This is a genomic window from Pseudomonas koreensis, assembly GCF_036668835.1.
GTDB classification, from domain to species: domain Bacteria; phylum Pseudomonadota; class Gammaproteobacteria; order Pseudomonadales; family Pseudomonadaceae; genus Aquipseudomonas; species Aquipseudomonas koreensis_I.
Genome location: NZ_JAZEVW010000004.1, coordinates 276,921 through 290,918 on the forward strand (window position 1 = coordinate 276,921; position 13,998 = coordinate 290,918).

At 60.4% G+C, this 13,998-nt stretch carries 6 protein-coding genes; 4 read left to right on the plus strand and 2 right to left on the minus strand.

Annotated elements, in window-relative coordinates; genetic code table 11:
* Position 1 precedes the first annotated feature (1 nt).
* The gene (gene waaF / locus V6F91_RS13995; protein ID WP_332765341.1) at positions 2-1,036 is read right to left on the minus strand and encodes a lipopolysaccharide heptosyltransferase II; all 1,035 of its coding nucleotides are present in this window, start codon (positions 1,034-1,036) and stop codon (positions 2-4) included.
* 326 nt (positions 1,037-1,362) lie between these two features.
* Entirely contained in the window at positions 1,363-4,302 is a 2,940-nt protein-coding gene (gene glnE / locus V6F91_RS14000) for a bifunctional [glutamate--ammonia ligase]-adenylyl-L-tyrosine phosphorylase/[glutamate--ammonia-ligase] adenylyltransferase (RefSeq protein ID WP_332765343.1), read from the minus strand.
* Positions 4,303-4,686: 384 nt separating this feature from the next.
* Here glnE and aceE point away from each other — a divergent pair, with 384 nt between their 5' ends.
* The 4 genes from aceE to V6F91_RS14020 all read left to right on the plus strand — a co-directional run bounded on the left by aceE (position 4,687) and on the right by V6F91_RS14020 (position 13,911).
* On the plus strand, positions 4,687-7,332 hold the full coding sequence (gene aceE, locus V6F91_RS14005; protein ID WP_332765345.1) for a pyruvate dehydrogenase (acetyl-transferring), homodimeric type: 2,646 nt from the start codon (positions 4,687-4,689) through the stop codon (positions 7,330-7,332).
* 11 nt (positions 7,333-7,343) lie between these two features.
* Positions 7,344-9,302 (plus strand): dihydrolipoyllysine-residue acetyltransferase, encoded by a 1,959-nt coding sequence (aceF, locus tag V6F91_RS14010; protein WP_332765347.1) that lies wholly within the window; start codon positions 7,344-7,346, stop codon positions 9,300-9,302.
* A 271-nt stretch (positions 9,303-9,573) separates the two neighbouring features.
* Positions 9,574-10,971 carry an alkaline phosphatase D family protein gene (locus V6F91_RS14015; protein WP_332765349.1) on the plus strand — a complete coding sequence of 466 codons (1,398 nt, stop codon included), beginning with the start codon at positions 9,574-9,576 and terminating at the stop codon, positions 10,969-10,971.
* A 243-nt stretch (positions 10,972-11,214) separates the two neighbouring features.
* The gene (locus tag V6F91_RS14020; RefSeq protein ID WP_332765351.1) at positions 11,215-13,911 is read left to right on the plus strand and encodes a putative bifunctional diguanylate cyclase/phosphodiesterase; all 2,697 of its coding nucleotides are present in this window, start codon (positions 11,215-11,217) and stop codon (positions 13,909-13,911) included.
* Positions 13,912-13,998: the final 87 nt, after the last annotated feature.

Genomic DNA, 13,998 nt, shown 5'->3' on the forward strand with positions numbered 1-13,998 from the left:
CTTAATGAACCTCGACCACGGAGCCATGCAACTTGTGCAAGGCGTCGTTGACGGCGTCCGGCATCAATTGGCGCAGGCAGTTGTAATGGCCGAACCGGCACGTACGGTCGAAGCACGGACTGCATTCGATGCCCAGACGCACGACTTCGACCTGCTCGGCCAGCGGCGGGGTGAAGCCCGGCGAAGTCGAACCGTAGACGGCGACCAGCGGGCGGTTCAACGCGGCGGCGACGTGCATCAGGCCGGAGTCGTTGGACACCACTGAGTCGGCGCACGACAGCAGGTCGATGGCCTCGGCCAGCGAAGTACCACCACTGAGGTTGACAGATTCCTCACGCAGGCCCGGGATCAAACGCGCACGGATGTCTTCGCCGACCGCGTGATCGTTTTTCGAGCCGAACAGCCACACCTGCCAGCCTTCGCGAATGCTCGCTTCGGCGACCTTGGCGTAGTGCTCGGACGGCCAGCGCTTGGATTCACCGAACTCGGCGCCGGGGCACAGGGCCAACACCGGGCGGTCGAGGCTCAGGCCAAACTTCGCCAGCGCCGCTTCGCGGGTCTGCGGATCGATTTGCAGGCTCGGGCGCGGATAGGGTTTCGGCAGTTCAGCGTTCGGCTCGTAGGCCAGGGCCATGAAGCGCTCGATCATCAGCGGATAACGTTCTTTATCCAGCGTGCGCACATCGTTGAGCAGGCCATAACGGAACTCGCCACGCCAGCCGGTGCGCTTGGGAATGCCGGCAAAAAACGGCACCAGCGCCGACTTCAACGAATTGGGCAACAGGATCGCCTGATCGTACTGCCCGGCGAGGGATTTGCCGATGCGCCGACGCGTCGCCAGTTCCAGCGCGCCATGGCCGAGCGGGAAGCTCAAGGCCTTGCGCACTTCGGGCATGCGCTCAAGGATCGGCCGGCTCCACTCGGGCGCCAGTACGTCGATCTCGCATTGCGGGTGGCGCTGTTTGAGACACTGAAACAGGGTCTGCGCCATCACCATGTCACCGACCCAACTGGGCCCAACGATCAAAATATTCATGTGCTTTCCAAAAACGAACCGGGGAGGCAATTACGCCTCCCCGCCTCGAGAATTCTACAAACACTGTAGATCTTCTGTGGGAGCGAGCCTGCTCGCGATGGGGTCTTCACATCCAACATTATTGTCGTCTGATACTCCGCTATCGCGGGCAAGCCCGCTCCCACAGGGTTATGCATCTGTTTCAACATCTGCATTTCAGCGCAGATTACTGTGGGAGCGAGCTTGCTCGCGAAGGGGCCATCACATCCGACATCGGTGTCGTCTGACACTCCGCCTTCGCGAGCAAGCTCGCTCCCACAGGGTATTGGGTGCTGCACAAACCGCTTTCAGCTTAGCCCCATCTCTTTCCAGATTCGCATGACCTGCCGGCGCTCTTCGGCAAACTGGTCGCCCGGGATCACCCCGGCGTCCTTCTGCAGGGCCTGCCGGTGCGCGGCCGAGCGGTAGGCTTTGTAGGCCTCGCGCAGCAGGCTGGCATCTTCGGCAGGCATCAGCCCTGCGTGTTCCAGTTCTTCCAGAATGCGGATGTTATCGGTCCAGCGCAGCAGTGGCGGGTGGCTTTGCGACCACGCCAGAGCCGCGTATTGCACCATAAATTCAATATCGACGATACCTCCGGCGTCCTGCTTGAGGTCGAAGGGCGCCGCAGCCTCGAAAGCATTGGCCGCCGTGCCGGCGACGGTGCTTTTGGTACCTAGGTTGTCGCGCATCTTCGCGCGCATCTCGCTGACTTCCTGCTGCAACTTCGTCAGATCGCGGGCCTTGCCCAATACCTGCGCACGGACTTTCTCGAACGCCTGACCGACATCCTGACTACCGACCAGCACCCGCGCCCGCACCAACGCCTGATGCTCCCAGGTCCAGGCTTCGTTTTCCTGATAGCGCGCGAAAGCGCCGAGCGAGCTGACCAGCAGCCCCGCCGCACCGGACGGCCGCAGCCGCATGTCGACCTCATAGAGCTGGCCCGAGTTGGTCTGCGCCGTCAGCAGGTGAATGATCCGCTGCCCCAGCCGCGTAAAGAATTGCGCACCATCGATCGACTTCGGCCCGTCGGTTTCCGCCTGCGGATCGCCGTCGTGAACGAACACCAGATCCAGATCCGAACCATGCCCCAGCTCCAGACCGCCGACCTTGCCGTAACCGACAATAATGAAGCCGGGGTCGCACAAAGTACCGTCGGTGCGCAGCGGTGTGCCGTATTTGGCCACCGTCTGGCGCCAGGCCAGGGCCAGCACTTGTTCGAGAATCGCCTCGGCCAGCCAGGTCAGGTAATCGCTGACCTTCATCAACGGCAGGCTGCCGGCAATTTCCGAGGCGGCGACGCGCAAACGGTGCGCCAGTTTGAAATGGCGCAACGCTTCCATCTGCTGTTCGAGGTCGTCTTCGGGAATCCGCGTCAGCCGTTCGCGCAACTCGGCGGCCAGCTCCGGCGCCAAAGGTGGCTTGAACAGGCGACCCTCATTCAGCAGCTCGTCGAGCAGCAGCGGGAAGCGGGTGATCTGTTCGGCGATCCATGGGCTCGCCGCGCACAGCGTCAACAAACGCCGCAGGGCACCGGGGTTCTCGGTCAGCAGCACCAGATAAGCCGAACGCCGAGCCACCGCCTCAACCAACGGCAGCACCCGTTCAAGCACCAGATCCGGATTGTCATGCTCCACCGCCTGTGCGAGCAGACGCGGAATGAACGCATCGAGTCGCTCTCGACCCAAGCGCTGCATGGCGCGCAATTGCGGACTGCCGCGCAAACCGGCCAGTGCTTTCAGGGCTTTGCTCGCATCGGCAAAACCGGCCTCCTGCAACTGACGGCAGGCCGCTTCCTCGTCCTGCGCTTCTTCCCACAGTGGCAGCCATTCGCCGCCCACCACCACTTCGTTTTCAGCGCCCTCTTCCTCGTCGGGATCGGCGATCACCTGAGCGAAGTGCCAGGCCACACGGCCGCGCCAGAACATCAGTTTCTCGTGGAAAGCGTCCCAATCGGCGAAACCGAGCATGAAGGCAATGCGCGCCTGATCCTGTGCGCCGTCCGGGAGCATTTGGGTCTGGCGGTCGGCGATCGCCTGAATGGCATGTTCGGTGTAACGGAGGAATTCGTAGCCTTCGCGTAACTCGGTGATCACTGCCGGCGGAAGATAGCCCTGCCCTTCCAGCGTGCTCAATACCTTTAATAGAGGACGCTGTTGCAGGCTCAGGTCGCGCCCGCCGTGGATCAACTGAAAGGCCTGGGCGATGAACTCGACCTCGCGAATGCCACCGGCGCCCAGCTTGATGTTGTCGGCCATGCCCTTGCGCCGCACTTCCTGCTGGATCAACTGCTTCATGGTGCGCAGTGCTTCGATCGCCGAGAAGTCCAGATAGCGCCGGTAAACGAACGGCCGCAGCATATCGAGCAATTGCGCACCCGCCGCCTGATCGCCGGCCACCACCCGCGCCTTGATCATCGCGTAGCGCTCCCAGTCGCGGCCCTGGTCCTGGTAATACTGCTCCAGGGCGTTGAAGCTCAGCACCAGCGCGCCGGAGGAACCGTACGGACGCAGGCGCATGTCGACACGGAAGACGAAGCCGTCGACGGTCATCGGGTCGAGCGCCTTGATCAGGCGCTGGCCGAGACGGATGAAGAATTCCTGATTATCCAGCGAGCGCTTCACCCCAACGGTCTCGCCGCCCTCGGGGTAGGCGAAAATCAAGTCGATGTCCGAAGACAGGTTCAACTCGACGGCGCCGAGCTTGCCCATGCCGAGAATGACCATTTGTTGCGGCAGACCGCTGCGACGCCCGGTCGGCGTACCGAACTGTTCGCAATGACGGCTGTACAGCCATTGATAGGCTTGATCGATCGTGGCGTCGGCCATGTCCGAGAGGTCGCGACAGGTCTGGACCAGATCGGCTTGGCGGGTGAGGTCACGCCAGATGATCCGCACCTGCTGCCGGGCGCGCTGACGGCGCAGCGCGCGGCCGAGCTCATCTTCGCTCTGCGCGGCATTTACTGCGGCAGCAATTTGCATGCACAGTTCTCCCGGCGCAAATGCCCGGTCGAGTTCGCCGGACTGCACCAGCGACAGCAACATCAAAGGGTCACGAACGCTCTGTTCAATAACAAACTCGCTGGCAGCGGTGACGCGGGCGAACTGCGCCCAGCGCTCGGGCGTCCAGTTCGCCAGACCGTGATCGTCATCCAGCGCGGCGACGGCCGTACGGAACGACTGCTCGGATCGATTGACCAACGGCAGGAGAATGGCGGGCAGTTCGGCAAGCACGGGCAGGGTCATGGTCTATCCTTGATCGGCGTGTAAACGGCCGCTTGTAGTGTTTGGCGAAAAGCCGCTACGCGCCGGAATGTCGAACAAAAGTTAGAAATAGCTGAAAATTCATTGTCGTTGGCAGCGAATATCAAAGTTTCACCTTTTTCGGATGGCAAAAGACCAACCTTAACGATTATTCTCACAACGCAGTTGGAGGCCACGAGCCATTCCTCTGTAGTTTTACTACTCGTCTATACATTCGAAAGGCTGAAATGCCGGAAGATTTGTAGTAAAACTACACGCCGCCGGAACAACCAGTCGGCAATCCAAGAATTTTAAATCGTCTGCCCACAAGGCCAGTCGCAAACTCAGGCAACCGATTCTGGAAGCCTTTCCGCCCTGGAGCAAGCCATGCAAGACCTCGATCCCGTCGAAACCCAGGAATGGCTGGACGCCCTGGAATCGGTTCTCGACAAAGAAGGCGAAGACCGTGCTCACTATCTGATGACCCGTATGGGTGAACTGGCGACCCGCAGCGGTTCGCAGCTCCCTTACGCCATCACCACGCCTTACCGCAACACGATTCCCGTTACCCACGAAGCACGCATGCCTGGCGACCTGTTCATGGAACGCCGCATTCGCTCGCTGGTACGCTGGAACGCGATGGCCATGGTAATGCGTACGAACCTGAAAGATTCTGACCTGGGTGGTCACATCTCCAGCTTCGCTTCCAGTGCGACGCTGTATGACATCGGCTTCAACTACTTCTTCCAGGCCCCGACCGACGAACACGGCGGCGACCTGATCTACTTCCAGGGCCACACCTCGCCAGGCGTGTACGCCCGTGCATTCATGGAAGGCCGCATCACCGAAGACCAGATGAACAACTTCCGTCAGGAAGTCGATGGTCAAGGCCTGTCGTCCTATCCGCACCCTTGGCTGATGCCTGACTTCTGGCAGTTCCCGACCGTATCGATGGGTCTGGGTCCGATCCAGGCGATCTACCAGGCACGTTTCATGAAGTACCTGGAACACCGCGGTTTCATTCAGCCGGGCAAACAGAAAGTCTGGTGCTTCCTGGGCGACGGCGAGTGCGACGAGCCGGAATCCCTGGGCGCGATCTCCCTGGCCGGCCGCGAGAAGCTGGACAACCTGATCTTCGTCATCAACTGCAACCTGCAGCGCCTCGACGGCCCGGTTCGCGGCAACGGCAAGATCATCCAGGAACTCGAAGGTGTGTTCCGCGGTGCACAGTGGAACGTGACCAAAGTCATCTGGGGCCGTTTCTGGGACCCTCTGTTGGCCAAGGACGTCGATGGCATCCTGCAGCGTCGCATGGACGAAGTCATCGACGGCGAGTACCAGAACTACAAAGCCAAAGACGGCGCGTTCGTTCGCGAGCACTTCTTCAACACGCCTGAACTCAAGGCAATGGTTGCCGATCTGTCCGACGACGAGATCTGGAAACTCAACCGTGGCGGCCACGACCCGTACAAGGTCTACGCGGCGTACCACGAAGCGGTCAACCACAAAGAACAACCGACCGTCATCCTCGCCAAAACCATCAAAGGTTATGGCACCGGTGCCGGCGAAGCGAAAAACACGGCGCACAACACCAAGAAAGTCGATGTCGACAGCCTGAAGTTGTTCCGCGACCGCTTCGACATCCCGGTCAAGGACGAAGAACTGGAGAACCTGCCGTTCTTCAAGCCTGAGCCAAACAGCGCCGAAGCCCGCTACCTCGCCGAGCGTCGTGCCGCACTGGGCGGTTTCGTGCCGCAGCGCCGCGCGCAGAGCTTCAGCGTACCGACTCCGGATCTGGACACCCTCAAGGCCATCCTCGACGGTTCCGGCGACCGCGAAATTTCCACCACCATGGCGTTCGTGCGGATCCTCGCGCAACTGGTCAAGGACAAGGAAATCGGCCCGCGCATCGTTCCGATCATTCCGGACGAAGCCCGTACCTTCGGTATGGAAGGCATGTTCCGTCAGCTGGGTATTTACTCGTCCGTCGGCCAGCTCTACGAGCCAGTCGATAAAGACCAGGTGATGTTCTACAAGGAAGACCAGAAAGGTCAGATCCTTGAAGAAGGCATCAACGAAGCAGGCGCCATGAGCTCGTTCATCGCTGCCGGCACTTCGTACTCCAGCCACAACCAGCCGATGCTGCCGTTCTACATCTTCTACTCGATGTTCGGTTTCCAGCGCATTGGCGACCTCGCCTGGGCTGCCGGCGACAGCCGTACCCGTGGCTTCCTGATCGGCGGCACCGCCGGCCGCACCACCCTGAACGGTGAAGGTCTGCAGCACGAAGACGGTCACAGCCACCTGCTGGCCGCAACCATCCCGAACTGCCGCACCTACGATCCAACCTACGGCTACGAGCTGGCGGTGATCATTCAGGACGGCATGAAGAAGATGACCGAAGAGCAACAGGACATCTTCTACTACATCACCGTGATGAACGAGTCGTACCAGCAGCCAGCCATGCCGGCCGGTGCCGAAGAAGGCATCAAGAAAGGCATGTACCTGCTCGAGGAAGACACTCGCGACGCGGCACACCACGTCCAGCTGATGGGCTCCGGCACCATCCTTCGCGAAGTGCGTGAAGCGGCGAAGATCCTGCGTGAAGAGTTCAACGTCGGCGCCGACGTGTGGAGCGTTACCAGCTTCAACGAACTGCGTCGCGACGGCCTGGCCGTAGAGCGCAGCAACCGTCTCAAGCCTGGCCAGAAGCCTAAGCTGAGCTACGTCGAAGAGTGCCTGAGCGGCCGCAAGGGTCCGGTCATCGCCTCTACCGACTACATGAAGCTGTTCGCCGAACAGATCCGTCAGTGGGTACCGTCCAAGGAATTCAAAGTCCTGGGCACCGACGGTTTCGGCCGCAGCGACAGCCGCAAGAAACTGCGTCATTTCTTCGAAGTCGACCGTCATTTCGTGGTGTTGGCAGCCCTGGAAGCACTGGCTGACCGTGGTGATATCGAACCTAAGGTCGTGGCTGAGGCCATCGTCAAGTTCGGCATCGACCCGGAAAAATGCAACCCACTGGACTGCTGAGGAGACATTTTGTGAGCGAACTCATTCGCGTACCTGACATCGGCAGCGGTGAAGGTGAAGTAATTGAACTGTTTGTGAAGGTCGGTGACCGCATCGAAGCCGACCAGAGCATCCTGACCCTGGAATCGGACAAGGCCAGCATGGAAGTGCCAGCCCCGAAAGCCGGCGTCATCAAAAGCCTGAAAGTGAAGCTGGGCGACCGCCTGAAAGAAGGCGACGAACTGCTTGAGCTGGAAGTCGAGGGCGCTGCTGAGGCAGCCCCTGCTCCGGCGGCGGCTCCGGCTGCCAAAGCTGAAGAAAAACCGGCTGCGGCACCTGCTGCTGCCGCGCCTGCCGCTGCACCTGCTGCCGCTTCGGTACAGCAAGTACACGTGCCGGACATCGGTTCGTCGGGCAAGGCGCAGATCATCGAGATCCAGGTCAAGGTCGGCGACACCGTCGAAGCTGATCAATCGCTGATCACCCTTGAATCCGACAAGGCGAGCATGGAAATCCCGTCGCCTGCCGCTGGCGTGGTCAAGGCCATCAGCGTCAAGCTCAACGACGAAGTCGGCACTGGCGATCTGATTCTGGATCTGGAAGTGGCGGGTGCTGCGGCGCCTGCTGCGGCCGCTCCGGCTCAGGCTGCCGCGCCTGCTGCCGCCGCTGCGCCAGCTCCGGCTGCCGCTCCAGCCGCACCGGTCGCCGACAGCGTTCAGGACATCCACGTTCCGGACATCGGTTCGGCCGGCAAGGCCAAGATCATCGAAGTACTGGTCAAGGCCGGCGACACCGTCGAAGCCGACCAGTCGCTGATCACCCTGGAATCCGACAAGGCCAGCATGGAAATTCCATCGCCTGCCGCTGGCGTGGTCGAAAGCGTTTCGATCAAGCTGGATGACGAAGTTGGCACCGGCGACCTGATCCTCAAGCTGAAAGTCAAAGGCGCGGCACCTGCTGCTGCCCCGGCTCCAGCGGCCGCTGCTGCACCGAGCGCTCCGGCACCCGCCGCTGCTGCCCCGGCTGCCGCTGCACCTGCTGCTCAAGCTGCCGCACCGGCCAAGCCAGGCGCGAAAGTTCACGCAGGTCCCGCCGTACGTCAACTGGCCCGTGAGTTCGGCGTCGAGCTGAGTGCTGTCGGCGCCAGCGGCCCGCACGGTCGTATTCTGAAAGAAGACGTGCAGACCTACGTCAAAGCGATGATGCAGAAGGCCAAGGAAGCACCGGCCGCTGCTGCTGGTGCAACCGGTGGCGCGGGTATCCCGCCGATTCCGGTCGTCGATTTCAGCCGTTTTGGCGAAATCGAAGAAGTGCCGATGACTCGCCTGATGCAAGTCGGCGCTGCCAACCTGCACCGCAGCTGGCTGAACGTGCCACACGTGACGCAATTCGACTCGGCAGACATCACCGAGCTGGAAGCCTTCCGTGTGGCGCAGAAAGCCGTGGCCGAGAAGGCTGGCGTCAAGCTGACCATCCTGCCGCTGCTGCTCAAGACCTGCGCGCATCTGCTCAAGGAGCTGCCGGACTTCAACAGTTCGCTGGCGCCAAGCGGCAAAGCGATCATCCGCAAGAAATACGTGAACATCGGCTTCGCCGTCGACACCCCGGATGGCCTGCTGGTGCCGGTGATCAAGAACGTCGACCAGAAGAGCCTGCTGCAATTGGCAGCCGAAGCGGCTTCGCTGGCTGAAAAAGCCCGCACCAAGAAGCTGTCCTCGGACGAGATGCAAGGCGCCTGCTTCACCATTTCCAGCCTCGGCCATATTGGCGGCACCGGCTTCACGCCGATCGTCAACGCGCCGGAAGTAGCGATCCTCGGTGTGTCCAAGGCAACCATCCAGCCAGTCTGGGACGGCAAAGCCTTCCAGCCGAAACTGATGCTGCCACTGTCGCTGTCCTACGATCACCGTGTGATCAATGGCGCCGCTGCCGCACGCTTCACCCAGCGTCTGGGCAGCCTGCTGGGCGACATCCGCACCATCCTGCTGTAATCCAAGCGGCCCTCCGGCAACGGAGGGCCGCTTGCTGCACCCTTTCGAGCGCCACACGCTCGTACCTCAACCCCGTCATCTGGCGGGGCTTTTTTTTGCTCAAGAAAAACCTTTTTCTTCCTTTTCCTACAAGTCGCGTTGATATCGGCCACAGCACTGGTCGGCTTGGCACCGATCTTTTTGCCCGGCACGCAACTAACCTAGGCACAGCCACCACAACTAATAAAGTTAGCTAACCCAGCTGATTCAAGTTACTTCGAATGGATTCGACATGTTAAAACCAACTATCGGGCCGATCGTCGGCCACGTTACAACTAATCATGCACGTATATTCCTGCGTGGCGACCGTCAGAACAATTCGCGGGTGTTTGCCGGAGTACGTTATCGCGCAGCCGGTGCACAACAATGGACAAAGGGTAACTTCGCGCGCTTGAGTGATTTACGCGATATGTCTCACGTGTTCGTCCTCAACAACTTGAGCGCCGACACTGAATTTGAATATCAAGCCGGCTGGTTCAGTCCGATGAGCCCGGTGCACACACCGGACAGCATTGCCGAACTGCCACTGCAATGGCCGCGAGAGATTCATCGTCTGCGTACCCGCTCCAGCAAGCCGATGCAGCCGCGAGCTTATATTGTCGGCTCTTGTCGCTATTTGCGCATGACTGCGGGGGTTGCGTCCCTGCCGCAGCTGGGCGACCGGATCTTTGCTTCAATCAATCAAGTGATCGAGGGGATTGAGCCACCGATCAGTGCGGTGTTGATGACCGGCGACCAGATCTATGTTGATGATCTTAATCTGATCGCGCCGGATCGTGAGTACAAGGATATTCTCAGCAAGTACCGCGCGGCTTTCTCGCAACCCAATATAAAACGGCTGATGTCTGGCACTTCAACTTACATGATCCTCGACGATCATGAGATTGAAGACAACTGGCCAGCCAATGCCAACAAGTCCGACGTCGATTTATTCCGCAACGCAATGGCGGCCTATGAGTTGTATCAGGCCAGTCACAGCCCGGTACATCCACTGACAACTAACGGTGAAATAGACCGATCGTCGCTTGAGCATTACTGGTATCAATTCAGCGACGGCGATATCGAATGGTTTGTGACCGACAGTCGTACTCGCCGCAACTTGTCTGCCGATGGTCGTCGCATTCTCGATGAGGCGCAGGAACAGGCCCTGCTCAAATGGCTGAGCCACAGCGAAGCGCGGGTCAAGTTCGTGGTAACCAGCGTGATGTTCTACCCGGACCGCAAACTTCATGGCGATGACGCCTGGAAAGCCTTTCCCGGACAACGCCTGCGCCTGCTGGAAACGATTCGCACGCAAAGGATCAAGAATGTCGTGTTCATTTCGGGTGATGTTCACGGTTCGCTGACCGCTCGCCTGAGTCACAGCGAAGACCCCGACTTCGAAGTCCACACCGTGGTGTCGTCACCGCTGTGCAACAGCAAACTGCTGCCGTATGCCAAAGCCTCGACGTTTATTCTCGATCAGCCATTGGTGCGCACCGCTGCGGGGGATTATCGGCATGAGCTGACCAGCACCGTGGTCAGCGAGGACAATTTTGCCCATCTGGTGGTCGAGGCCGGGCAGATTCAGGTCAACTATCACGACCGTGACGGCAAACGCCTGCAATCGATCGTCATCCCCCTACGCTGATCGGTGGGTGCACTGGGCGCCGTTGCCGAGCATCAACCGCTCTGGAACGGCGCTCGGTCATGCTCCGCGCATTAGTTTTGTGCACTGGCTGGAGAAATGTTCAGTCCAGCCGACATATTCTTATAGCACTTGGCCTTCATCTCTCTTGTCAGTCGGGGCCGCAATGATGCAACCTTGCCGCAGGCAACAGTTAAGAGGGCGCGAGCCCGGCGCGTTCAGCATATTTCCAAGCGAGTTCCCTTCATGAAGAGCCAACCCGATGCCGCCAGCCGTATGGCGGCCGAGGTAGTGACGCAGTTGCCTGTGCCCTCGCGGCTCGGCATGCTGCGTTTCGAGCGCTTGAATGAAGCCAGTTGGGCCATGCTGTTTCTCGACCCCAACTGCGAACGCCAGTTCGGCCAGCCGGCGGTCGAGCTGTGTGCACTGGTCGGCTCGCCGTATGCCAGCCTGATGGAACCGGAAGCGCGCTACCAATTGCATGACGCGATCCAGCAACAGCTCACCATCAGCCCACATTACCTGGTGCGCTACACCCTGCACACCGCCTCCGGGGCGCTGAGCATCCTCGAGCTGGGCGAAGCCTATAAACAGCACAATCGGCATCTGCTGCGCGGTTACCTGCTGGCGGTCGACGATGTGTTCGACGAGCCGCCGCTACTGCCCTCCGTCGACCTCGAAACGCAGAACTCGCGGTTGCAGATCGCCCTTGAACTCAATCAGCGTGCCCAGCAGGAGCAACTGCAGCATCTGGAACGCGTGCGTGCCCAGCAGGAGCTGATTCTACTGCTCGCCCGCCAGCGCTACAGCACGCACAACTCCTTGCAGGAAGCCGCCGAACTGATCACCCGCTGCGCTTGCGATATTTATGAAATCGACTGCGCCAGCCTGTGGAATCTCGAGGGCAATCTGCTGGTGCCGATCTCGGCCTACCATCGCGCAACGCAGGAATACATCCTCCCGGACGTGATCGACATCGGCGGCTTCCCTGATTACATGGAGGCACTGCACGGCAGCCGCGCCATCGATGCACATAACGCGATGCGCGACCCGCGCACCCGCGAGATGGCCGAAGCCCTGCGCCCGCGTGACGTCAACGCCATGCTCGATGCGAGCATCCGCGTCGACGGCCAGGTCGTCGGCGTGCTTTGTCTGGAGCAGACCGGTGTGACCCGCGCCTGGCAGTCCGACGAGATTGCGTTTGCCGGTGAGCTGGCCGATCAGTTCGCGCAAGTCATCAACAACCATAACCGTCGCACCGCCACCAGCGCCCTGCACCTGTTCCAGCGTGCGGTCGAGCAAAGTGCCAACGCCTTTTTGCTGGTCAACTGCGACGGTGTGGTCGAGTACGTCAATCCAAGCTTCACGGCGATCACCCAGTACACCACCGAAGAAGTCCACGGCCAGCGCCTGTCGGAACTGCCGGCACTGGAAAACCTCAGCGAACTGCTGTTCGACGCGCCTTCGGCGCTGGCGCAAAGCAACAGCTGGCAGGGCGAGTTCAAAAGCCGACGAAAAAATCTCGAACCGTACTGGGGCCAGTTGTCGATTTCCAAGGTGTACGGCGACAACCGTGAGCTGACGCATTACATCGGCATCTACGAAGACATCACCCAGACCAAACTGGCGCAGCAGCGCATCGAGCGCCTGGCTTACACCGACAACCTGACCAACCTCGGCAACCGCCCCGCATTCATCCGCAACCTCGACGAGCGCTTCGCCCGCGACAGCGATACGCCGATCAGCCTGCTCTTGGTGGACATCGACAACTTCAAGCGCATCAACGATAGCCTCGGCCATCAAACCGGCGACAAACTGCTGATCAGCCTCGCTCGACGTCTGCGCAACAGTCTCAGCCCGAGCGGCAGTCTGGCGCGCTTCGCGAGTAACGAGTTTGCCGTGTTGCTCGACAATACCGACCTCGAAGCCGGGCAGCGGATTGCCAGCCAGTTGCTGCTGACCCTCGACAAGCCGATGTTCGTCGATAACCAGTTGATCAGCGTCACCGGCTCGGTCGGCCTGGCCTGCGCACCGCTGCACGGGCGCGACCCGCAGACGCTGATGCGTAACGCCGGTCTGGCGTTGCACAAAGCCAAGGCCAACGGCAAACACCAGTTGCAGGTGTTCACCGAAGCGCTGAATGCCGAAGCCAGCTACAAGCTGTTTGTCGAGAACAACCTGCGCCGCGCCCTGACGCAGAACGAGCTCGACGTGTTCTATCAGCCCAAGCTCTGCCTGCGCAGCGGTCGCCTGCTGGGCATGGAAGCGCTGCTGCGCTGGAATCACCCGGAACGCGGGATGATTCGCCCGGACCAGTTCATCAGCGTTGCCGAAGAGACCGGGCTGATCATTCCGATCGGCAAATGGATCGCTCGCCAGGCCTGCCGCATGAGCAAAGCCCTGACCGCTGCCGGCCTGGGTAATCTGCAAGTGGCGATCAACCTGTCACCGAAACAGTTTTCCGACCCGGACCTGGTTGCCTCCATCGCCAACATCCTCAAGGAAGAAGCGCTGCCGGCCAATCTGCTCGAGCTGGAACTGACTGAAGGCCTGCTGCTGGAAGCCACCGAAGACACGCACTTGCAGCTTGATCAGCTCAAGCGTTTGGGCCTGACCCTGGCGATGGACGACTTCGGCACCGGCTATTCATCGCTCAGCTATCTGAAGAAATTCCCGATCGACATCATCAAGATCGATCGCAGCTTCATCCACGAGATTCCGGACAACCAGGACGACATGGAAATCACCTCGGCGGTGATTGCCATGGCCCACAACCTGAAACTCAAGGTTGTCGCTGAAGGCATCGAGACCGCCGAGCAACTGGCATTCCTGCGGCGTCACCGTTGCGACGTCGGCCAAGGCTACCTGTTCGACCGGCCAATCCCCGGCGCCGAGCTGATCCCGGCGCTCAAGCGCTATCCGCGCGGGCCGCTGTGCCTATAAGCCACCGCAGTCCCCTTGTAGGAGTGAGCCTGCTCGCGATAGCGGTCTGTCCGTAACTTCTTTGCTGACTGACCCACCGCTATCGCG